This is a genomic window from Pseudomonas sp. 22189, assembly GCF_052045635.1.
In the GTDB taxonomy this organism is placed as follows: Bacteria; Pseudomonadota; Gammaproteobacteria; order Pseudomonadales; family Pseudomonadaceae; genus Aquipseudomonas; species Aquipseudomonas parakoreensis.
Genome location: NZ_JBQEPG010000008.1, coordinates 51,475 through 73,293 on the forward strand (window position 1 = coordinate 51,475; position 21,819 = coordinate 73,293).

Sequence of the window (21,819 nt, forward strand, 5' to 3'; positions counted from 1 at the left end):
TACCTCAACAACTTTTGCGACACATAGGGTCAACCGGTGACTGATTTGTTATTTTTGGTCACCAGCATTCAGCGATAAAACAAAGCCCGCAATCAGCGGGCTTTTGAGTGATGACGTGTGGCTTGAGTCAGCCAGCGGCGCTGTCCATGCGCACCGCGCCGCGACGGTTCTGACCGAACGCCATGACGCAGTTACGCCCGGCGCCCTTGGCGCTGTACAACGCCTGGTCGGCAGACTTGAGGACTTCTTCCGGCGTTCGCTGCTCGACGCGTTCGGCGACACCGATACTGACCGTGACCGAGACACTGGAAGCACCGCTGCCGCCACGCCGCTGGCGACCTTGCTGGTCGTCCTGCGGGCGGTTCTCCTGATTGCGCAACTGGATGTTGTAGGAGGCAATCGACTCGCGGATCACTTCCAGGTGCGGCATGCATTCCTCGAGGGTTTTGCCCGCAAACACCAGGGCGAATTCCTCACCACCATAGCGATATGCCCTACCGCCACCGCTGATTTTCGACAGTTTGCTCGCGACCAGCCGTAGCACTTGGTCACCGACGTCGTGACCGTGGGTGTCGTTGAATTTCTTGAAGTGATCGACGTCGCTCATCGCCAGCACATAGTTGCGCCCCAGACGCTGCATGCGTTCATTGAGCGCACGACGCCCCGGCAGACCGGTGAGTTCATCGCGGAAGGCCATTTGGTAGGCCTCATGCGCCACGGCGGCGGCAATCATCAGCATCACCTGACTGCACATGATGTTCAGGGTGAACGGCAGGATGAAGGTTTTCGGCAGCATCCAGAACAACCCGAGCAAGCCGACCAGTTGCGCCGCATGCAACGGGCGCGGGTTGCGCCAGTATTGCCAGGCCAGCAGCAGGAACGCCGAGAGAAACACCGGATAGGACATCTGGATCAGGCTCATCCAGGCGCCGTGCAGTGCAGGCCAGCGGATTTCCGAGAGCCACATCAGCAACGCCTGGGGATAACTTTGCTCAAGACCGAGGGCGACGCTGCCAAAGGCCAGCAACACGGCGAACCGCGCGACCATGTCCTGAAACAGATGGGTGCGCTCTTGCCACGCGGCGAACAGGCCGAACAACAGCGGCAACAGCAGACAGACCAGATGAAACACCACCGCGGCGTCTTCGCGCACTTTGCCGTTATCGCGGTAATAGTCAGTCTGGGTGTCGAGCAGAAAGTAGGCGATGTATACCGTGAGCATCAGAAACAGTTCGCGCTGACGTCGGTAAACCGCACAGTAAGCGCCGCCCAACAGCAGCACCAGGGTCGGCAGCACGTTGAACAGCGAAGTGAAGAACACATTGAGGTCTTTGACGTACGCAGCCGCCAACCCCGCAAGCAATAACAGCAGTGAAGGCAGGAAATGACTGAAACGTACAGCGGAAGAACGCGGCAAGGGTAAAGCTCCGACCCGTCATATCAAAGAGATGGCATTGTGCCTGCAATGTGGCCAGTTAAGCACACACAATGTGATCCAGATCACAGGCAGTCTCTTTAACGGCAGAAAAGCCGGGTTGCTGAGCGATTCAGCAACAAAAAAAAACCGCTGCCCCCGGAAGAGCAGCGGTTTGGTCAGACCGCGTTGAGGCTTAGTAGCCCAGTGCGAAGTCTTCTTCTTTCATGTCCATCAGGTTGTTGGCGCCCGACAGCATGGTGGCCACGTGGGTACGGGTACGTGGCAGGATGCGCTGGAAGTAGAAGCGCGCGGTTTGCAGCTTGGCGGTGTAGAACGCCTCGTCGGTGGTGCCGGCAGCCAGTTTTTCAGCAGCCAGGCGCGCCATGTCAGCCCAGAAGTAGGCCAGGCAGGCGTAACCGGAGTACATCAGGTAATCCACGGAGGCCGCGCCGACTTCTTCACGGTCTTTCATGGCTGCCATACCGACCTTCATGGTCAGCTCGCCCCATTCCTTGTTCAGTGCAGCCAGCGGTGCAACGAATTCTTTGACGGCGTCGTTGCCTTCGTTGTTCTGGCAGAACTTGTGAACGATCTTGGTGAAGCCTTTCAGAGCCTCGCCTTGAGTCATCAGCACTTTACGGCCCAGCAGGTCGAGTGCCTGGATACCGGTGGTGCCTTCGTACAGCATCGAAATGCGGCTGTCGCGAACGTTCTGCTCCATGCCCCACTCGGCGATGAAACCGTGACCACCGTAGATCTGCACGCCGTGGTTGGCGGCTTCGAAACCGACTTCGGTCATGAACGCCTTGGCGATCGGCGTCATGAACGCCAGCAGTGCGTCGGCCTTCTTCTTCTCTTCTTCGTCGACGCCGTACTTGACGATGTCGACCTGTTTGGCGGTGAAGTACACCATCGCGCGGTTGCCTTCGGCGAAGGCCTTCATAGTCAGCAGCATGCGACGTACGTCAGGGTGCACGATGATCGGGTCAGCGGCCTTGTCCGGCGCTTTCGGGCCAGTCAGGGAACGCATTTGCAGACGATCGCGAGCATATTTCAGGCCGCCCTGGAAGCCGATTTCGGCGTGGGCCAGACCTTGCAGCGCGGTACCCAGACGTGCGGTGTTCATGAAGGTGAACATGCAGTTCAGGCCTTTGTTCGCCGGGCCGATCAGGAAACCGGTGGCGCCGTCGAAGTTCATCACGCAAGTGGCGTTGCCGTGAATGCCCATCTTGTGTTCCAGCGAGCCGCAGCTCACTGCGTTACGCGCACCGATGGTGCCATCGGCGTTCGGCAGGAATTTTGGAACGATGAACAGGGAAATGCCTTTGGTGCCAGCCGGTGCGTCCGGCAGGCGGGCCAGTACGATGTGGACGATGTTGTCGGCCATGTCGTGTTCACCGGCCGAGATGAAGATCTTGGTGCCGGAAACCTTGTAGGAGCCATCGGCCTGAGGCTCGGCCTTGGTGCGCAGCATGCCCAGGTCGGTGCCGCAGTGCGGCTCGGTCAGGCACATGGTGCCGGTCCACTCGCCGGAGACCAGTTTGGTCAGATAGGCTTCTTGCTGCTCAGGGGTACCGTGCTCGGAGATGGTGTTCATCGCGCCGTGCGACAGGCCCGGGTACATGCCCCACGACCAGTTGGCTTCACCGACCATTTCGCTCACAGCCAGACCCAGCGACTCCGGCAGGCCTTGGCCGCCGTGCTCGACGTCGTGCGCCAGGCTCGGCCAGCCGCCTTCAACGAATTGCTTGTAAGCCTCTTTGAAGCCAGTCGGGGTTTTCACACCGGACTCGCTCCAGGTGCAGCCTTCGAGGTCGCCCACGCGGTTCAGCGGTGCCAATACCTGCTCACAAAACTTGGCGCCTTCTTCGAGGATGGCGTCAACCATGTCCGGCGTTGCTTCGGAGCAAGCTGGAAGGCTCTGATAGTGCGCTTCGTAGCCGAGCAGTTCGTCACGAACGAAGCGAATATCACGCAAGGGGGCCTTGTAGTCAGGCATAGCGATAAACCTCTGCTGATGTAACCGGGAATGAACGACCGTGTTGATTTGTTATGACGGTCAAACAGTTGTTTGAAACATACGTTTACGCCGAAATCTTGTCAAGCGTCGATCTTTTGCCGTTCGTCATGACTTTTTTCAAACGCCGGACACAGCAAACGGCCATGGGCTGCAAAGCGCCACGGGCAATGAAAAAAGATTAGTTGAGGGAGAAGGACTTACAACGAAAAACGCCGCGACAAAGCGCGGCGTTCAGCAGGCAGGGACCACAAAAAATCAGGCAAACGTATCAATGATCGTACCGAGCATTTCATCGGAAGCCTTGGCGACCTTGGTGCCCAGCTCCACCTGAAACTTGCCTTGAGCCATTTCGGCCATGGCGCTGCCCGGATCCATTTGCTGACTGCGATCGATACCGCGCAGGCGATCGATCTGCGCCTCGGAAGACTGGCTGGTAACCGAACGCTCGATCGTATTATTGGCGATCTGGCTGGCGGCCTGATCGACACGATTCTGCCCGGTTTGAATGGTGCTCAAACCCGCATAAAAAGCTGTGTTACCGGTGATTTCCATGGGAGTTCTCATCCTTGGGAAGGATCAATGGTTGCCATTGAAGCAGAGGTGCCAGAAAAACACCCGTCAAAAATACTGATGGCACAGTGCCCTGTCATAGCAAAAGCATTAGTCCAGCAGATCGAGTTGCAAGTGGGCAGCCACCGCCTCGGCGCTGAGCGACTTAAGTTTCGGTACCCGCCCCAGACACGGCGCGGGAAGCCGCTCGGCCAGCGTCGCCAGATTCTCTTCCAGCCGCGACGTCTTCGGGTCGATGATATTCGCCACCCAACCGGCCAGTTGCAGGCCATCGCGGGCAATTGCCTCGGCCGTCAGCAAGGCATGACTGATACAGCCCAGCCGCACGCCCACCACCAGAATCACCGGCAGCTTCAGCGCGATGGCCAGATCCGACAGATTGTCCTGATCCGCCAACGGCACCCGCCAGCCACCCGCCCCTTCGATCAAGGTGAAATCGGCATTCAGCGCCAGGATTTCGCGCATCGGCGCCAACAGCGATTGCACGGTCAGCGCGATACCCGCCTCGCGCGCCGCCAGATGTGGCGCGATGGCCGGCTCGAACGCGACCGGATTGACCTGTTGATAAGTCAGCGGCACCGAGCTTTCGGCCAGCAGCGCCAACGCATCAGCATTGCGCAAACCCTTGGCGGTTACCTCGCACCCCGAAGCCACCGGTTTGCCCGCCGCCGTACTCAGCCCCGCCGAGCGCGCAGCATGCAGCAATCCGGCTGCCACGGTGGTCTTGCCGACATCGGTGTCAGTCCCGGTGATGAAATAGGCTGCGCTCATAAGGGTTTCTCCAACACCGCGTAAACCACCTGGTAAGTCGCCGGCAATCCCTGCGGCTGACGGAACTGTTCATACGCCTCAATCAGGCCGAGGATCCGCGCCCGCCCGGTCAAACCACCCGGCCGCCCGGGGTTCAGATTGTGCGCACCGAGCGCCTTGAGTTCGTGGGTCAGGTTGCGCACATCCGGGTAGTGCAGCACATGCGCCTGATTCTGCAGACTCACCGAACGCAAGCCACTGGCGGCGCACAACTGCTCATACCGGGCGAATTCGCGGAAGCGGTTGACGTGCACCAGCCCATCGACCTGCCGCCAACTGTCGCGCAATTCGTACAACGTCCCGACACAAAGACTAGCAAACGCGAAAACCCCGCCCGGCTTGAGCACACGAAAAGCTTCGCTGAGCACCGATTCGAAGTCCGCACACCACTGCACCGCGAGGCTGGAGAAGATCAGCTCGCAGGTCGAATCCTGCAATGGCAGACGCTCCGCATCACCCGCGATGAAATGCTGCGCGCCGCCCAGTGGCCGTGCGTGACCGAGCATGCCCTCGGCGATATCCAGTGCCAGACCCTGCCCCTCGACATATCGCTCGGCCAATGCGCGAGTGAAATAGCCGGTGCCGCAGCCAAGATCCAGCCAGCGCGACGGCAGAAAATCTTCCGGCAACCGCTGCAGCAACTGTGAGCCGACATCACGCTGCAATTCGGCAACACTGTCGTAACTGGCCGCCGCACGGGAGAAAGAGGCCGCGACCTGGCGCTTGTCGGGCAAGCCGCCGGGCAGCGCAACAAGAGACAAATCAGTCATCACCGCACTCGTGTAGAAAAGCCTGGATCGCACCCGCCACGCCATGGGGGTCTTCCAGAAGAAACGCATGACTGGCCTGTTCGATCAGACCAATTTCGATATCCGGCAACAGCGCGAACAACGCCCCCGCCGCTTCCGCTGGCACCAAACCGTCCTGCCCGGCGAACAAGTGCAACTGGGGGCCGCGAAACGCCTGCAACGCTTCACGGGTATCCAGTTGGGCGAGCAGTTCCAGCCCGGCCAACAAGGTTTCGGGGGCCGCATTCGGCGCGCCGCCCAGCATCAGCCGCGACAAGCCGCGCGGCTCTTGCGCGCCCTGAGCACACAACAACGAGAACCGTTTGAGGGTCAGCCGCGGATCGGCCTGGCAGCCGGCAAGAAATGCATCGAACGTCTCGTCCGGCATCGCACTCGGCCAATGCTCGTGGGCCACGAAAGAAGGATTGCTCGCCAGCGTCAGCAGACCGCAGCAACGCTCGCCGCGCCGTGCTGCCAACTCAGAGGCAAGCATGCCGCCCAGCGACCAGCCGCCCAGCCACACATCCTGAGGAATACGTTCATCGAGATCGTCGAGCCACTCCTGCAAGTCGCTCGAATCAAGCTCGGGCAACGGCTCGATCTCGACATACAGATGCTCGTCGAGTCCCTGTAACGCTGCGGTCAAAGGCTCCAGCGGCGAAATACCAAGGCCCCAGCCCGGCAGCAGAATCAGACGATCACGCATGGCTTGGCTCCGGCGGCAGTTGGGCAAAGCAATCGGCCAGTCCTTCCAACAATAGCTGCACCTGCGCGTCGCTGTGGGCAGCGGTCAGGGTCACGCGCAGGCGTGCGCTGCCCGCCGGGACGGTCGGCGGACGGATTGCCGTGACCATCAAGCCGCGCTCGCGCAGCATCTGCGACAGGCGCACGGCGCGACCGGCATCGCCGATCAGAATCGGCTGGATCGGGGTGAAGCTGTCCATCAATTGCAGGCCGATCTGCTCGGCGCCGTGGCGGAACTGGCGGATCAGCGTCTGCAAATGTTCACGACGCCAGTGTTCCGTGCGCAGTAATTCCAGACTTTTCAGCGTTGCGCAGGCCAGCGCCGGTGGCTGGCTGGTGGTGTAGATGTACGGCCGGGCAAACTGGATCAGGCTTTCGATCAGCTCTTCGCTGCCGGCGACAAAAGCACCCGCCGTGCCGAACGCCTTGCCGAGGGTGCCGACCAGCACCGGCACATCGTCCTGACTCAAGCCGAAATGCTCGACGATCCCGCCGCCATTGGCGCCGAGCGGGCCGAAGCCATGGGCATCATCGACCATCAGCCACGCGCCCCTGGCCTTGGCTTCCCGGGCCAGCGCGGGCAGATCGGCAATGTCGCCGTCCATGCTGAACACGCCATCGGTGACCACCAGCGTGTTGCCCGTGGCTTTCTCCAGACGCGTGGCCAGACTGTCGGCGTCGTTGTGCAGATAACGATTGAAACGCGCGCCGGACAACAGACCGGCATCCAGCAACGAGGCGTGATTGAGGCGGTCTTCCAACACCGTATCGCCCTGCCCGACCAGTGCCGTGACCGCACCGAGGTTGGCCATGTAGCCAGTGGTGAACAGCAACGCACGCGGCCGGCCGGTGAGGTCAGCCAGCGCTTCTTCCAGTGCGTGATGCGGGCCGCTGTGGCCGATCACCAGATGCGACGCTCCGCCACCCACGCCCCAGCGCTCGGCACCGGCGCGCCAGGCTTCGATCACCTGCGGGTGATTGGCCAGACCAAGGTAGTCGTTATTGCAGAACGCCAGCAACGGCTGCCCGTCGACCACCACTTCAGGCCCCTGCGGGGACTCGAGCAACGGACGCTGGCGATAGAGATTTTCAGCACGGCGGGCAGCAAGGCGTGCGGCGAGATCGAAAGACATGCAGGCCTCACATCTGAAAAATGACTGTGTAGGAGCTGCCGCAGGCTGCGATCTTTTGATGTTGTTTTTAAAGACAAGATCAAAAGATCGCAGCCTGCGGCAGCTCCTACATGGAATCCGTAAAGTGATCAGACCGCAGCGTTATAGAACTGCTCGCTGCTCTTCTGCTCCACCAGCGCCTGCTCGATCGCGGCCTGATGCACCTCATCGGCATGCTCTTCACGGGCTTCTGGCTGAATACCCAGACGCGCGAACAGTTGCATGTCCTTGTCGGCCTGCGGGTTGGCAGTGGTCAGCAGTTTGTCGCCGTAAAAAATCGAGTTGGCACCGGCAAAGAATGCCAACGCCTGCATCTGCTCGTTCATCGCTTCGCGGCCGGCGGACAGGCGCACGTGGGATTGCGGCATGAGGATGCGCGCCACGGCAAGCATGCGGATGAAATCGAACGGATCGACGTCGTCGGCGTTTTCCAGCGGCGTACCGGCCACTTTCACCAGCATGTTGATCGGCACTGACTCCGGATGCTCCGGCAGGTTGGCCAGCTGGATCAGCAGGTTGGCGCGGTCGTCCAGCGACTCGCCCATGCCGAGGATGCCGCCGGAGCAGATCTTCATCCCCGACTCACGCACGTAGGCCAGGGTCTGCAGGCGCTCGCTGTAAGTACGGGTGGTGATGATGCTGCCGTAGAACTCCGGCGAGGTGTCGAGGTTGTGGTTGTAGTAATCCAGGCCAGCCTTGGCCAGCGCTTCGGTCTGCTCCTGATCGAGACGCCCAAGGGTCATGCAGGTTTCCAGACCCATGGCTTTCACGCCTTCGACCATCTTCAGCACATACGGCATGTCTTTGGCCGACGGGTGCTTCCACGCGGCCCCCATGCAGAAACGGGTCGAGCCGATGGCCTTAGCGCGGGCAGCCTCTTCGAGGACTTTCTGCACTTCCATCAGCTTTTCTTTTTCCAGGCCGGTGTTGTAGTGACCGGACTGCGGGCAGTACTTGCAGTCTTCCGGGCAGGCGCCGGTCTTGATCGACAGCAGCGTGGAAACCTGCACCCGGTTGGCGTTGAAATGTGCACGGTGCACCGTCTGCGCCTGGAACAGCAAGTCGTTGAATGGCTGTACGAAGAGCGCTTTAACTTCGGCTAAAGACCAGTCGTGACGCAGGGTGGCAGAGGTGCTGGCGCTCATGGGCAGTTCCTTGGTTATGCTTGGCTGGCGGCTGCGGGAACGGAATACCCACAGGCGCGACACGGATGTTCGGCATATTTAAGGAAGAGTCATGCGCTGTCAACCACGATACGCACAACAGGTTTACATCTGTTTAAAAAACGTACAGACCTGCTTGCTGTGCGATGAGCCCGCAGAAGCAGAATTGCCAATGTGCGTCGCCTGTGAAACCGAGCTGCCCTGGCTCGGCGACCAGTGCCAGACGTGCGCGTTGCCGATGCCGGCTGTCGGTCTGACCTGCAGCGAGTGCCTGCTAGAGCCGCCGGCGTTCGAACAGGTGGTCGTGCCGTGGCGCTATGACTTCCCGGTGGACAGTCTGATTACACGCTTTAAACACAAGGCGAAATGGCCGTTTGGTCACCTGCTCGCCGATGTTGCCGGACAATACCTGCAACATCGCTTCGATGAGGGATTGCCACGACCCGACGCGTTGGTGCCGGTGCCATTGGCCAGCAAACGACTGCGCCAACGCGGGTTCAATCAAGCCGCGATGCTCGGGCGATGGTTGAGCCAACAGCTGGATCTGCCTTTTGAGGAACAGGCGCTACGGCGGGTCCACGACACCAGCGCCCAGCAGGATCTCGACGCCAAGGCGCGCAAGCGCAATTTGCGTCATGCCTTCGCGCTGAACCCTGACACCGATGTGAAAGGTCGGCACTTCGCATTGGTCGATGACGTGCTGACCACCGGCGCCACGGCCCAAGCATTGGCGCGACTGCTAAAAAATGCAGGCGCAGCGCGGATTGACGTGTATTGCCTGGCGCGCACGCCAAAACCAGGGAATTGAAGTCAGCACAATCCCATTGTGGGAGCGAGCCTGCTCGCGAAAGCGCAGTGTCGGTCATCATCAGCGTTGAATATGCTGACGCCTTCGCGAGCAGGCTCGCTCCCACAGGGTTATGTGTCAGGCTTGACTCCGGCGTTGCAAGCCGCCAATTTCCCCCCACCGCCACCGTGAAAAAGCCCCCATCCATGTCCCTGCCCACCCTGCTCTCCCAGCACATCGTCCGCCGTCCGCAGCGCATCGCCCTGCTGCAACACATTGCCGAACAGGGCTCGATCACCCGCGCCGCAAAAAGCGCCGGTTTGAGTTACAAAGCGGCATGGGATGCGATTGATGAGCTGAACAACCTGGCGCAGAAGCCACTGGTGGAACGTGCGGTCGGCGGCAAGGGCGGCGGTGGCGCCAGATTGTCCAGCGAAGGCGAGCGGGTGTTGCGCCTTTATCAAAAGCTGCAGGCCTTGCAGGCGCAGGTACTGGAAGCCGCTGAAGACGCCAGTGATCTGGATCTGCTCGGGCGATTGATGCTCAGAACCAGCGCCCGCAATCAACTGCACGGCAAAGTCGTGAACATCGAAGGTCAGGGCCGCAATGACATGATCCGCCTCGAACTGGCTGAAGGCCTGTGGATCAATGCACAGATCACCCACGACAGCACCGTGCATCTGGAACTGCAACCGGGCACTGAAGTGGTGGCATTGATCAAGGCCGGCTGGCTTGAACTGCTGGCGGCGGACCAAGCTGCAACATCTGGACACAATCTACTAAGCGGCACCCTCGAAGCCATTCTCGATGCCGAGGACGGCCCCAGCGAAGTGCGCATCGCTTTGCCCAACGGCCAGACGCTCTGCGCTCTGGCTGAGCCGCTGCAACTGCGCACCCGCGGGCTGAGTGTCGGGCAACCGGTACAGGTACAGTTTTCGCCGTCCAATGTGCTGATCGGCACGCCACTGTAATCAAACGCTGCAACGAAAGCGTAATCGACGCTCATTAAGGTGGCTGCCAAAACCAAGCAGGGAGCCTGATGTGAGCCTATTAGAAGAAAACCAATCGACAGACCTGGAAAAAATGGTCGGCCTCAGCCGTCGCGGTTTCATCAGCGCCGGTGCGCTGTGCGGCGCCGCCATGTTCCTCGGCGGCAACCTGCTCAGTCGCAGCGCGCTGGCCACCGGCATCAGCGCCGGCAACAGCCGCCTGCTCGGTTTCGAGAGCATTCCCGCCGCCACCACAGACGTCATCAGCCTGCCCAAGGGCTACAAGTCCTCGGTGCTGATCAGTTGGGGTCAGCCATTGCACAAGAACGGCCCGGCGTTCGACCCGAGCGGCAATGGCACCGCCGTCGCACAGGAAGTGCAGTTCGGTGACAACAACGACGGCATGAGCCTGTTCGAATTCCCCGACGACAGAAACCGCGCGTTGATGGCGATCAACAACGAATACACCAACTACCGCTACCTCTACCCGCACGGCGGCATGCCGCAATCGGCCGAAGACGTGCGCAAGGCGCTGGCCTGCGAAGGTGTATCGGTGATCGAAGTGCAGAGCAAGAACGGCCAATGGCAGTTCGTCCAGGGCTCGCGTTACAACCGGCGCATCCACGGCAACTCGCCGTTGCGCATCAGCGGCCCGGCGGCTGGTCACGAGCTGATGAAGACGGCCGCCGACAAGCACGGCAAGAGAGTCCTCGGCACCTTCCAGAACTGCGCCAACGGCAAGACACCGTGGGGCACCTATCTGACCTGCGAAGAAAACTTCACCGACTGCTTTGGCAGCAGTAACGCCCAGCAGCAGTTCGACCCGGCGCAGAAGCGTTACGGTGTGTCGGCGGCCAGCCGCGAGATCAACTGGCATCCGTTCGATCCACGCTTCGACATGGCCAAGAACCCCAACGAGCTCAACCGTCACGGCTGGGTGGTCGAGATCGATCCGTTCGATCCGCAATCGACCCCGGTCAAACGTACCGCGCTGGGTCGCTTCAAACATGAAAACGCCGCACTGGCCGAGACCGACGACGGCCGCGCCGTGGTGTACATGGGCGACGACGAACGGGGCGAGTTCATCTACAAATTCGTCAGCCGCGACCGCATCAACCACCGCAACGCCAAGGCCAACCGCAACATCCTCGACCACGGCACTTTGTACGTGGCGAAATTCGATGCCGGTGACGGCAACCCGGATCATCCGAAAGGCCAGGGCCAGTGGATCGAACTAACCCATGGCAAGAACGGCATCGACGCCAGCAGCGGTTTCGCCGATCAGGCCGAAGTGCTGATCCACGCCCGCCTCGCCGCCAGCGTGGTCGGCGCCACGCGCATGGACCGCCCGGAATGGATCGTGGTCAGTCCGAAGGACGGCCAGGTTTATTGCACCCTGACCAACAACGCCAAGCGCGGCGAAGACGGACAGCCGGTGGGCGGGCCGAACCCGCGCGCGAAGAACGTCTACGGGCAGATCCTGCGCTGGCGCACCGACCGCGACGATCACGCCTCGAAGACCTTCGCCTGGGATCTGTTTGTGGTCGCCGGCAATCCAGGCGTCCATGCCGGTACGCCGAAGGGCGGTTCGTCGAACATCACCTCGCAGAACATGTTCAACAGCCCCGACGGGCTGGGCTTCGACAAGGCCGGGCGCCTGTGGATTCTGACGGACGGCGACTCAAGCAATGCCGGCGACTTTGCCGGGATGGGCAACAACCAGATGCTCTGTGCCGACCCCAAGACCGGCGAGATTCGCCGTTTCATGGTCGGGCCGATTGGTTGCGAAGTCACCGGGATCAGCTTCTCGCCGGACCAGAAGACCCTGTTTGTCGGGATTCAGCACCCGGGCGAGAACGGTGGTTCGACCTTCCCCGAGCATCTGCCGAATGGCAAGCCGCGTTCATCGGTGATGGCGATTACCCGTGAGGACGGTGGAATCGTCGGCGCCTGACAAATCGCTTTCGCGAGCAGGCTCGCTCCCACAGGGGATTGCATTCCAAATGTGGGAGCGAGCCTGCTCGCGAAGAAGTCCAACCAGACACCAACCCACTCCCCCGCTGCCATCTGCGCTACCATGCTGGGCCGGACGCGGCAGCCTGCTGCGCGCAGGAGTCAGCATGGCCCACCCGTTTGAAACCCTTACACCCGATCTCGTGCTCGATGCCGTCGAAAGCATCGGTTTCCTCAGCGATGCGCGCATTCTCGCGCTCAACAGCTACGAAAACCGCGTCTATCAGGTCGGCATCGAAGACTCCGAACCGCTGATCGCCAAGTTCTACCGTCCGCAACGCTGGACCAACGAAGCCATCCTCGAAGAACACCAGTTCACCTTCGAACTGGCCGACGTCGAAATCCCGGTGGTGGCGCCGCTGATCCACAACGGCCAGACCCTGCACGAACACGCCGGTTTCCGTTTCACCCTGTTTCCGCGTCGCGGCGGCCGTGCGCCGGAGCCGGGCAATCTCGATCAGTTGTATCGCCTCGGCCAGTTGCTCGGGCGCATTCATGCAGTCGGCGCGACCAAGCCGTTCGAACACCGTGAAGCACTCGGCGTGCAGAACTTCGGCCATGCCTCGCTGGCAACATTGCTTGAAGGCAACTTCATCCCCAAGAGCCTCCTGCCAGCCTACGAGTCTGTGGCCCGCGACTTGCTCAAGCGTGTCGAAGACGTCTACGCCGCCACGCCGCACCAGAACATCCGCATGCACGGCGACTGCCACCCCGGCAACATGATGTGCCGCGATGAAATGTTCCACATCGTCGACCTCGACGACTGCCGCATGGGCCCGGCCGTGCAGGACATCTGGATGATGCTGGCGGGCGATCGTCAGGAATGCCTCGGCCAGCTCTCGGAACTGATGGATGGCTACAACGAATTCCACGACTTCGATCCGCGCGAACTGGCGCTGATCGAACCGCTGCGCGCCCTGCGGCTGATGCACTACAGCGCGTGGCTGGCGCGGCGCTGGGACGACCCGGCGTTTCCGCACAGCTTTCCTTGGTTCGGCACCGAACGGTATTGGGGCGATCAGGTGTTGGCGCTGCGTGAACAGCTTTCGGCGCTCAACGAAGAACCCTTGAAGCTGTTCTGATTCACCAAAATCCTTCTGGGAGCGAGCCTGCTCGCGAATACGGACAGACAATCAACACTGATGTCGACTGAAACGACGCCTTCGCGAGCAGGCTCGCTCCCACAATTGTCCGCCGTTCACAATTTCTTGATCATTGCGCTACGGCATTCGTCGACAAACCTCCTTACAATCCCTCCTTTGTTAGCTGCCTAAGCAAGGATTCTGCATGCAAGCCGCCAACCCGCGTCGCGGGTACATTCTGGGCCTGAGTGCCTACATCATCTGGGGCCTGTTCCCGATCTACTTCAAAGCCATCGCCGAAGTACCCGCTGTCGAGATCATCATTCACCGGGTGCTGTGGTCGGCGCTGTTCGGCGCCCTGTTGCTGATGGTGTGGAAGCATCCGGGCTGGTTGCGTGAATTGCTCGACAACCCCAAACGCCTGGCGATTCTGGCCCTGAGCGGTACCTTGATCGCGGCCAACTGGCTGACCTACGTGTGGTCGGTGAACAACGGACGCATGCTCGAAGCGAGTCTCGGTTACTACATCAACCCGCTGGTCAACGTGCTGTTGGGGATGCTGATTCTCGGCGAACGCCTGCGGCGCATGCAGTGGATCGCCGTGGGGCTGGCGGCCATCGGCGTGGCGCAGCAAGTGTGGCAGGTCGGCAGTCTGCCGTGGGTGTCGCTGGTGCTGGCGCTGACCTTTGGTTTTTACGGTTTGATCCGCAAACAGGCGCCGGTCAAAGCCTTGCCGGGGCTGGTAGTGGAAACCTGGATGCTGGTGCCGATCGCCATTGCCTGGCTGTTGTTCAACCAGACCGCAACCAGCGCGCAACCGGAGTTCTGGACCACCTCGCAAGCCTGGTGGCTGGTAGCCGCCGGCCCGGTGACACTGGTGCCGCTGGTGTGCTTCAACGCTGCCACGCGCCACCTGCCTTACACCACCATCGGCTTCCTGCAATACCTGGCACCAACGCTGGTGCTGCTGCAGGCGGTGTTGCTGTTTGGTGAGCATCTGTCGTCGAGCACGCTGATCGCGTTCATCTTTATCTGGGCAGGTCTGGCCGTTTATAGCGTCGATGCGGTGATCAGTCTGCGTCGTCGCAGCTGATCAAAAAACGCACAAAGCTTTGCAGGCCACGATTCTCGTGGCCTGCAACGTTCCTTCCCAAGGTTATCCACAGCGTGATCCCCGCCGTTTGTGCGCAAGTCACTGAATGCTGGCGGTTTTTTGATCAGTTCCCGGCAAGCCACAGCCTGCGTGGCGTTGCGCCCGGTCTCTACAGGTTATCCACAGGCAGGTGCACGTTAAAACTGGATAACCCTGGCGGCGCTTAAACGTCTGTGCGTAACACCAGTTCGACCATCAGATCATCGGCCAGGGTTTCCAGGCGCGATTGCAGCACGTCCAGCGACAGGGTCAGCGGCACCGCGAGAATTGCTTCGGCGTGGAATAACGGCTCGCTGCTCATCGGTGCCGGGCGCACTTCGGTCACCAGCCGTTCGAGGTTCACCCCCTGCTCGCTGAGCAAACGGGTAATGTCGCGCACGATGCCCGGACGGTCGTTGCCCACCAGCTCCATGGCGATCGGTTTCCAGGTACAGGACTGCTCGATGCCGCTCTCGGCAATCAGCACACGAATGCCCTGCGCCGACAGTGCTTGTAGGGAATCGACTAATTCGTCGTAAGCCTCCGCCGGCACGCCCACCCGCAGAATCCCGGCGAACTGCCCGGCCATCCGTGACATGCGGCTTTCCAGCCAGTTACCGCCATGCTCGGCGATGCATTGGGCGATGCGCTCGACCTGCCCGGGCTTGTCCGGGGCGAAGACAGTGAGTACGAGATGGTCCATGGCGCAGCCCTCTTGTCATGACTTTTGTTATAGAAAGGCAAGTATAGGCAAGGGTTTGATTCAGCCCAGGCAGCAGACCTGTGTCCTGGTTTTGGATGCAACCTGTGGCGAGGGGATTTATCCCCGATCGGTTGCGCAGCAGCCGTAAACCCTGTCAGCTCGGTCTACCTGTCAGCGCGCAGGGGGCGGCTTCGCCACCCATCGGGGATAAATCCCCTCACTACAGCAGTGTGCACCGCAGGGGGATGCCATAGCAGGCAGAAAGCATTTATGTGTACAACTTTTTATATTTAACTGGAACAATCTGTTGGTTTTTTGAGAACATCCCGTTCCGCGACGTGACCGCAATGCGTCATGAGGTCGCAGAACGACGTAATTAGTCTGATTTTCACAAGCGCAACTCATCATGTAGTATGCCGCAGCGCGCACTACATAACGCTGGATCGATGTCTGCCCAAGGCACGTTCGCAATCCTGAAAGCCCCGTCAGCAAGGCCCCCAAGCCGTTGATTGGTCCCAGCCCAGCCGCCAGCAATGGCATGTACTGGTCGGAAGGTTTGTGGTTTAAATGGCCAGAGGCTTCATTGTTAAATTGAAGAGCTGAAAAGCGAAATAGCTGAGCAGAGTGAGGCAAGCAATGACTGAACACGTTCAAGTCGGTGGCCTGCAGGTCGCCAAAGTCCTGTTCGACTTCGTGAACAACGAAGCCATTCCCGGTACCGGCCTCACCGCCGAAAAATTCTGGGAAGGTGCCGACAAGGTCATTCATGACCTGGCGCCGAAGAACAAAGCCCTACTCGCCAAACGCGATGACTTCCAGGCTCGTCTTGATGCCTGGCATCAGGAACACGCCGGCCAGGCGCACGACGCCGTGGCCTATAAAGCCTTCCTGCAAGAAATCGGTTATCTGCTGCCAGAAGCGGCTGATTTCCAGGCAACGACGCAAGACGTCGATGATGAAATCGCCCGCACCGCCGGCCCGCAACTCGTGGTGCCGGTGATGAACGCCCGCTTCGCCCTCAATGCCTCGAACGCCCGCTGGGGTTCGCTGTACGACGCCCTGTATGGCACCGACGCGATCAGCGAAGACGGTGGCGCGGAAAAAGGCAAAGGCTACAACAAGGTGCGTGGCGACAAAGTCATCGCCTTTGCCCGTGCGTTCCTCGACGAAGCGGCGCCACTGGCTGCCGGCTCTCATGTCGACTCCACCGGTTACAAGATCGCTGACGGCAAACTGCTGGTCTCCCTCAAGGGCGGCAGCAACACCGGCCTGCGCGACGATGCTCAGCTGATCGGTTTCCAGGGCGATGCCAATGCCCCGATCGCGATCCTGCTGAAAAACCACGGTCTGCATTTCGAAATCCAGATCGACGCCAGCACCCCGGTCGGCCAGACCGACGCCGCCGGCGTCAAAGACATTCTGATGGAAGCGGCACTGACCACCATCATGGACTGCGAGGACTCCGTGGCTGCCGTCGATGCCGACGACAAAGTGGTGATCTACCGCAACTGGCTCGGCCTGATGAAGGGCGACCTGTCCGAAGAAGTCGCCAAGGGCGGCCAGACCTTCACCCGCACCATGAACCCTGATCGCACCTACACCAAGGTCGATAGCAGTGAACTGACCCTGCAAGGGCGCTCGCTGTTGTTCGTGCGTAACGTCGGTCACCTGATGACCATCGATGCGATCCTCGACAAGCACGGCAACGAAGTGCCGGAAGGCATCCTCGACGGTCTGGTGACCTGTCTGGCGGCGATGCACAACCTCAACGGCAACACCTCGCGCAAGAACACCCGCACCGGCTCGGTCTACATCGTTAAACCGAAGATGCACGGCCCGGAAGAAGCGGCGTTCACCAACGAGCTGTTCGGCCGCATCGAAGACGTGCTGGGCCTGAAACGCAACACGCTGAAAGTCGGGATCATGGACGAGGAGCGCCGCACCACGGTCAACCTCAAGGCCTGCATCAAGGCTGCCAGCGAGCGCGTGGTGTTCATCAACACCGGCTTCCTCGACCGCACCGGTGACGAAATCCACACCTCCATGGAAGCCGGCCCGATGGTGCGCAAGGCCGACATGAAGGCCGAAAAGTGGATCGGCGCCTACGAGAACTGGAACGTCGATATCGGTCTGAGCACCGGCCTGCAAGGTCGTGCGCAAATCGGTAAAGGCATGTGGGCGATGCCCGACCTGATGGCAGCGATGCTCGAACAGAAAATCGCTCACCCGCTGGCCGGCGCCAACACCGCCTGGGTACCGTCGCCGACCGCTGCTGCGCTGCACGCGCTGCACTACCACAAGGTTGACGTGTTCGCCCGTCAGGCCGAACTGGCCAAGCGTGCCCGCGCTTCGGTGGACGACATCCTGACCATTCCGCTGGCGGTCAACCCGAGCTGGACGCCGGAGCAGATCAAGAACGAACTGGACAACAACGCCCAGGGCATTCTCGGTTACGTGGTGCGCTGGATCGACCAGGGCGTGGGTTGCTCGAAAGTGCCGGACATCAACGACGTGGGCCTGATGGAAGACCGTGCGACGCTGCGGATCTCCAGCCAGCACATCGCCAACTGGCTGCGCCACGGTATCGTCACCGAGGCGCAAGTGATGGAAAGCCTCAAGCGCATGGCGCCGGTGGTTGACCGGCAGAACGCCAACGACCCGCTGTACCGTCCGCTGGCACCGAACTTCGACAGCAATATCGCCTTCCAGGCGGCGGTCGAACTGGTGATCGAAGGCACCAAACAGCCGAACGGCTACACCGAGCCGGTTCTGCACCGTCGTCGTCGCGAGTTCAAGAAGGCCAACGGCCTGTAAATTTGCGCTGATGTGAAAAAGCCCTGGTCGAGAGATCAGGGCTTTTTCTTTGGAAAGCAAAATCAAAAGATCGCAGCCTTCGGCAGCTCCTACAAGTGATCTCATGTAGGAGCTGCCGAAGGCTGCGATCTCTTGATCTGCAAAAAGTCAGGGCTCAATGCCCAATTCGTGTTTGACCAGGCCCAGCAACTTGGCCGTATCAATCGGCTTGAGCAGAAAATCCACCACGCTCAGATGCATCGCGGCAATCGCGTCTTTTACATCGGCATCGCCGGAAACAATGATGATCGGCATCGCTGCCCGCACCGATTCGCGTACCTGGCGGATCAAGTCCAGACCATCGACGTTGCCCATGCGCAGATCCGTGATCACCAGACCAATCGAGGGTTTTTCCGCGAGCATCTTCAGTGCGGTTTCACCGCTGGCGGCGGTCATGCAGTGAATACCGTCCAACGCGAGAATCTCCGACAACAGCTCCCGGGCGTCCTTGTCGTCATCGACGATCAGCACACGCTGCGGCGGCAAGTCGGGTTCGAGCATGACAGCGCTGAGCGCTTCACGCTCGGCGTCGCTCAAAATATCGTGGTCGGACATGGCACTCTCTACGTTTTCAATTCAGTCACCTGGCACAGTCGTCAGACATCGCTAAGCACAGCTTCAATGTGCACTTCGTCGGATTTTTTTCCAAGAGGCTGACGCGAGAATTTCCGACTGTTTTTGTAGGGTTCTTCCCAAATGTGCCGAACGGCAACCCCAACCTAGACTTACGTCCAATGGGCACCCTGCACGCAGGGGCCGACCATGGCTGCAACGATCCGACAACAACAATTCAAAAAAGACTGCGGTAATGGTTATGAGTAAAGCGGACGCCTTCACCCAGGCAGGGAAGACCGCGGTGTTGCAGAACATTCAGGGCACCCTGCAATTCCTCCAGCGCTTCCCGCCTTTCAATCAGATGGAACACGCTCACCTGGCTTTTCTGGTGGAGCAATGTCAGCTGCGCTTCTATGGCCAGGGCGAAAGCATCATCAAACCTGCCGACGGGCCGGTCGAATATTTCTACATCGTCAAACAGGGCCGCGTGATCGGCGAGCGTCAGCACATCACCCGGCCCGGCACCGAAACCACCTTCGAGATCACCACCGGAGAATGCTTCCCGTTGGCCGCACTGATTGGCGAACGGGCCACCCGCACCGAACACCTGGCCGGCGAAGACACCTTCTGTCTGCAGTTGAACAAACCGGCGTTCATCAAGCTGTTTGCCCTGTCCGGCAGTTTCCGCGATTTCGCTCTGCGCGGGGTCAGCAGCCTGCTCGATCAGGTCAACCAGCAAGTCCAGCAGAAAGCCGTGGAAACCCTCGGAACCCAGTATTCGCTGAACACCCGCCTCGGCGAATTGGCGATGCGCCATCCGGTGACCTGCAGCCCCGACACGCCACTGCGCGAAGCAGTGAAGCTGATGCACGAGCAACAAGTCGGCAGCATCGTCGCAGTGGATGAACACAAGGCGCCGCTGGGGATCTTCACCCTGCGCGATCTGCGCGAAGTGGTCGCCAATGGCAGCGGTGATTTCAGCGAAGCCATCGAGCGCCACATGACCTGCTCGCCGTTCTTTCTGTCGCCGGATCACAGCGCCTTCGACGCGGCGATCGCCATGACCGAACGGCACATCGCCCACGTCTGTCTGGTCAAGGATCAGCGCTTGTGTGGCGTGGTCTCCGAGCGCGATCTGTTCTCCCTGCAACGGGTCGATCTGGTGCATCTGGCCCGGACCATCCGCAGTGCCCAGCGCATCGAGCAACTGGTGAGTCTGCGCGGCGAGATCGGCCAACTGGTCGAACGCATGTTGGCTCACGGTGCGTCTTCGACGCAGATCACTCACATCATCACCCTGCTCAACGACCACACCGTGTGCCGGGTGATCGAACTGACCCTCGCCGAAAAAGGTGACCCCGGCGTGCCGTTCAGTTGGTTGTGTTTCGGCAGTGAGGGCCGGCGCGAACAGACGCTGCACACCGATCAGGACAACGGCATTCTCTTCGAAGCGAGGGACGCGGCGCAGGCGGCGGAGATTCGCGGCAAGCTGCTGCCGATCGCCCAGCAGATCAACCAGAGTCTGGCGCAGTGCGGCTTCAGCCTGTGCAAGGGCAACATCATGGCCGGCAACCCCGAGCTGTGCCTGTCCCGGGCAGAATGGGCGCGACGCTTTGCAGCGTTCATTCGCGAGGCGACGCCGGAGAACCTGCTCGGTTCGAGCATCTATTTCGACCTGCGGGTGGTCTGGGGTGACGAGAAAGGCTGCGCGCAACTGCGCCGCGGGATTCTCGACCAGGTCGGCGACAACCGTTTGTTCCAGCGCATGATGGCCGAGAACGCGCTGCGCAATCGCCCGCCCGTGGGGCGTTTCCGCGAGTTTGTGCTGGCGCGCAAAAACGGCGAGAAAGCCACCCTCGACCTCAAGGTCCAGGGCCTGACGCCCTTCGTCGACGGTGCACGCCTGTTGGCGCTGGCGCATGGCATCGAAACCAACAACACCCTCGAACGCTTGCGTCAGCTGGTCGAAAAACAAGTCATCGAACGGCTCGACGGCGCGGCGTATGAAGAGGCCTACCACTTCATCCAACAGACGCGCATGCAGCAGCATCAGATCCAGACCCGTGAGAATCTGCCGTGGTCCAACCGCGTCGACCCGGACAGCCTCAACCATCTGGACCGGCGCATCCTGCGTGAGTCGCTGCGCCAGGCGCAGCGCCTGCAAAGCAGCCTGGCCTTGCGGTATCAGTTATGAGCCTGTTTTCGTGGCTGCGGCCGGCCAGCCCACTGCTGTCGGCAGACCTGCAACAGCGCCTGGCAAAACTGTCGACCATTGGCGAACTGAAAGAATGCAGCCTGCGCGAGCAGCGCTGGGTGGTGCTCGATCTGGAAACCACCGGGCTGAACCTGAACAAGGATCGCGTGCTGTCGATCGGTGCAGTGGTCATCGAGGACGGCGCAATCGACTTCAGCCAGCAGTTCGAACGCACCCTGCAATGCCGGGAGCTGAAGCTCAGCCCCAGTGTGTTGATTCATGGCCTGGGGCCGAACGCGATTGCCGCCGGCAGCGACCCGGCCGAAGCGCTGCTGGAACTCATGGAGTTTATCGGCGACAGTCCGGTGCTGGCGTTTCATGCGCCCTTCGATCAGCACATGCTCGGACGCGCACTGAAGGAACACCTGGGCTACAAGCTGCAGAACGTGTTTCTGGATGTCGCGGACATGGCGCCGCTGTTGTGCCCGCAGGCGAATATTCGCGAGGCCGGGCTGGATGAATGGATCGACTGGTTCAGGCTTGAGGTGTTCGAGCGGCACAACGCGAGCGCCGATGCGCTGGCCACGGCGGAGCTGGCGTTGATCCTGTTCAGCCGGGCGCGGCAGCAGCAGATTCATAGTCCGTTGAATTTGCAGCAGCGCTTGAGTCAATGGAAACGCCGTCAGCAGGCGCCCTCCTTCTAGATTTCCGGCCGAACCATATCCCCCTGCGGCAGCTCCACAGGGGCTATCCAAACGTTCCATCTGACCAGTGGCCAATTGCTAACCATTCCCACCTCTGCGAGAATCGCGAACAATTCTCGTTGG

The 21,819-nt window shown here is 60.6% G+C and carries 18 protein-coding genes; 8 read left to right on the top strand and 10 right to left on the bottom strand.

Annotated features, from left to right (window positions below; genetic code table 11):
- Positions 1-127: 127 nt before the first annotated feature.
- The 8 genes from ACTJKS_RS10490 to bioB all read right to left on the bottom strand — a co-directional run bounded on the left by ACTJKS_RS10490 (position 128) and on the right by bioB (position 8,666).
- A complete protein-coding gene (locus tag ACTJKS_RS10490) occupies positions 128-1,417 on the bottom strand; it encodes a GGDEF domain-containing protein (protein WP_041069989.1) in 1,290 nt (429 codons plus the stop codon).
- A 193-nt stretch (positions 1,418-1,610) separates the two neighbouring features.
- Positions 1,611-3,416 (bottom strand): phenylacyl-CoA dehydrogenase, encoded by a 1,806-nt coding sequence (locus ACTJKS_RS10495; protein ID WP_108184004.1) that lies wholly within the window; start codon positions 3,414-3,416, stop codon positions 1,611-1,613.
- Between the two features lie 276 nt (positions 3,417-3,692).
- Entirely contained in the window at positions 3,693-3,989 is a 297-nt protein-coding gene (locus ACTJKS_RS10500; RefSeq protein WP_047297018.1) for a hypothetical protein, read from the bottom strand.
- Positions 3,990-4,097: 108 nt separating this feature from the next.
- Positions 4,098-4,778, bottom strand: coding sequence for a dethiobiotin synthase (gene bioD, locus ACTJKS_RS10505; protein WP_108184005.1), 681 nt, complete (start codon positions 4,776-4,778; stop codon positions 4,098-4,100).
- Positions 4,775-5,587, bottom strand: a complete 813-nt coding sequence (gene bioC, locus ACTJKS_RS10510) for a malonyl-ACP O-methyltransferase BioC (protein WP_108184006.1) — start codon at positions 5,585-5,587, stop codon at positions 4,775-4,777. The genes bioD and bioC overlap by 4 nt, the downstream gene beginning before the upstream one ends.
- Positions 5,580-6,311 carry an alpha/beta fold hydrolase gene (locus ACTJKS_RS10515; RefSeq protein WP_108184007.1) on the bottom strand — a complete coding sequence of 244 codons (732 nt, stop codon included), beginning with the start codon at positions 6,309-6,311 and terminating at the stop codon, positions 5,580-5,582. Before ACTJKS_RS10515 ends, bioC begins: the two co-directional genes overlap by 8 nt.
- Positions 6,304-7,482, bottom strand: a complete 1,179-nt coding sequence (bioF, locus tag ACTJKS_RS10520; RefSeq protein ID WP_108184008.1) for an 8-amino-7-oxononanoate synthase — start codon at positions 7,480-7,482, stop codon at positions 6,304-6,306. Before bioF ends, ACTJKS_RS10515 begins: the two co-directional genes overlap by 8 nt.
- Before the next feature lie 128 nt (positions 7,483-7,610).
- Positions 7,611-8,666: a biotin synthase BioB gene (gene bioB / locus ACTJKS_RS10525; RefSeq protein WP_027610689.1), complete on the bottom strand. Its 1,056-nt coding sequence runs from the start codon at positions 8,664-8,666 to the stop codon at positions 7,611-7,613.
- Between the two features lie 91 nt (positions 8,667-8,757).
- Between bioB and ACTJKS_RS10530 the strand changes: the two genes are divergently transcribed.
- The 5 genes from ACTJKS_RS10530 to rarD all read left to right on the top strand — a co-directional run bounded on the left by ACTJKS_RS10530 (position 8,758) and on the right by rarD (position 14,648).
- Entirely contained in the window at positions 8,758-9,492 is a 735-nt protein-coding gene (locus tag ACTJKS_RS10530) for a ComF family protein (RefSeq protein ID WP_108184009.1), read from the top strand.
- Positions 9,493-9,677: 185 nt separating this feature from the next.
- The gene (locus ACTJKS_RS10535) at positions 9,678-10,442 is read left to right on the top strand and encodes a TOBE domain-containing protein (protein WP_108184010.1); all 765 of its coding nucleotides are present in this window, start codon (positions 9,678-9,680) and stop codon (positions 10,440-10,442) included.
- 70 nt (positions 10,443-10,512) lie between these two features.
- Positions 10,513-12,414 (top strand): PhoX family protein, encoded by a 1,902-nt coding sequence (locus ACTJKS_RS10540; protein ID WP_108184011.1) that lies wholly within the window; start codon positions 10,513-10,515, stop codon positions 12,412-12,414.
- Positions 12,415-12,580: 166 nt separating this feature from the next.
- Positions 12,581-13,555, top strand: coding sequence for a serine/threonine protein kinase (locus ACTJKS_RS10545; protein WP_027610685.1), 975 nt, complete (start codon positions 12,581-12,583; stop codon positions 13,553-13,555).
- A gap of 205 nt (positions 13,556-13,760) precedes the next feature.
- On the top strand, positions 13,761-14,648 hold the full coding sequence (rarD, locus tag ACTJKS_RS10550; protein WP_041069958.1) for an EamA family transporter RarD: 888 nt from the start codon (positions 13,761-13,763) through the stop codon (positions 14,646-14,648).
- Positions 14,649-14,871: 223 nt separating this feature from the next.
- Here the strand turns inward: rarD and ACTJKS_RS10555 are convergent, their stop codons facing one another.
- Positions 14,872-15,390: a glycine cleavage system protein R gene (locus ACTJKS_RS10555; RefSeq protein ID WP_007966538.1), complete on the bottom strand. Its 519-nt coding sequence runs from the start codon at positions 15,388-15,390 to the stop codon at positions 14,872-14,874.
- 636 nt (positions 15,391-16,026) lie between these two features.
- On the opposite strand from ACTJKS_RS10555, the gene ACTJKS_RS10560 reads away from it, so the two are divergent.
- Positions 16,027-18,204 (top strand): malate synthase G, encoded by a 2,178-nt coding sequence (locus ACTJKS_RS10560; protein ID WP_440828829.1) that lies wholly within the window; start codon positions 16,027-16,029, stop codon positions 18,202-18,204.
- A gap of 147 nt (positions 18,205-18,351) precedes the next feature.
- On the opposite strand, the gene ACTJKS_RS10565 is transcribed toward ACTJKS_RS10560, so the two are convergent.
- The gene (locus ACTJKS_RS10565; protein ID WP_041069952.1) at positions 18,352-18,798 is read right to left on the bottom strand and encodes a response regulator; all 447 of its coding nucleotides are present in this window, start codon (positions 18,796-18,798) and stop codon (positions 18,352-18,354) included.
- A gap of 259 nt (positions 18,799-19,057) precedes the next feature.
- Between ACTJKS_RS10565 and ACTJKS_RS10570 the strand changes: the two genes are divergently transcribed.
- Complete coding sequence (locus ACTJKS_RS10570) at positions 19,058-20,992, top strand: putative nucleotidyltransferase substrate binding domain-containing protein (RefSeq protein ID WP_317453244.1); 1,935 nt, start codon at positions 19,058-19,060, stop codon at positions 20,990-20,992.
- Positions 20,989-21,696 carry a 3'-5' exonuclease gene (locus tag ACTJKS_RS10575; RefSeq protein WP_108184014.1) on the top strand — a complete coding sequence of 236 codons (708 nt, stop codon included), beginning with the start codon at positions 20,989-20,991 and terminating at the stop codon, positions 21,694-21,696. Before ACTJKS_RS10570 ends, ACTJKS_RS10575 begins: the two co-directional genes overlap by 4 nt.
- Positions 21,697-21,819 lie beyond the last annotated feature (123 nt).

Coding starts and splice junctions, on each gene's coding strand:
- ACTJKS_RS10495 (WP_108184004.1), bottom strand. CDS start 3,416: ATGCCTGACTACAAGGCCCCCTTGCGTGATATTCGCTTCGTTCGTGAC.
- ACTJKS_RS10500 (WP_047297018.1), bottom strand. CDS start 3,989: ATGGAAATCACCGGTAACACAGCTTTTTATGCGGGTTTGAGCACCATT.
- bioD (WP_108184005.1), bottom strand. CDS start 4,778: ATGAGCGCAGCCTATTTCATCACCGGGACTGACACCGATGTCGGCAAG.
- bioC (WP_108184006.1), bottom strand. CDS start 5,587: ATGACTGATTTGTCTCTTGTTGCGCTGCCCGGCGGCTTGCCCGACAAG.
- ACTJKS_RS10515 (WP_108184007.1), bottom strand. CDS start 6,311: ATGCGTGATCGTCTGATTCTGCTGCCGGGCTGGGGCCTTGGTATTTCG.
- bioF (WP_108184008.1), bottom strand. CDS start 7,482: ATGTCTTTCGATCTCGCCGCACGCCTTGCTGCCCGCCGTGCTGAAAAT.
- bioB (WP_027610689.1), bottom strand. CDS start 8,666: ATGAGCGCCAGCACCTCTGCCACCCTGCGTCACGACTGGTCTTTAGCC.
- ACTJKS_RS10530 (WP_108184009.1), top strand. CDS start 8,758: ATGCGCTGTCAACCACGATACGCACAACAGGTTTACATCTGTTTAAAA.
- ACTJKS_RS10535 (WP_108184010.1), top strand. CDS start 9,678: ATGTCCCTGCCCACCCTGCTCTCCCAGCACATCGTCCGCCGTCCGCAG.
- ACTJKS_RS10545 (WP_027610685.1), top strand. CDS start 12,581: ATGGCCCACCCGTTTGAAACCCTTACACCCGATCTCGTGCTCGATGCC.
- rarD (WP_041069958.1), top strand. CDS start 13,761: ATGCAAGCCGCCAACCCGCGTCGCGGGTACATTCTGGGCCTGAGTGCC.
- ACTJKS_RS10555 (WP_007966538.1), bottom strand. CDS start 15,390: ATGGACCATCTCGTACTCACTGTCTTCGCCCCGGACAAGCCCGGGCAG.
- ACTJKS_RS10560 (WP_440828829.1), top strand. CDS start 16,027: ATGACTGAACACGTTCAAGTCGGTGGCCTGCAGGTCGCCAAAGTCCTG.
- ACTJKS_RS10565 (WP_041069952.1), bottom strand. CDS start 18,798: ATGTCCGACCACGATATTTTGAGCGACGCCGAGCGTGAAGCGCTCAGC.
- ACTJKS_RS10570 (WP_317453244.1), top strand. CDS start 19,058: ATGAGTAAAGCGGACGCCTTCACCCAGGCAGGGAAGACCGCGGTGTTG.
- ACTJKS_RS10575 (WP_108184014.1), top strand. CDS start 20,989: ATGAGCCTGTTTTCGTGGCTGCGGCCGGCCAGCCCACTGCTGTCGGCA.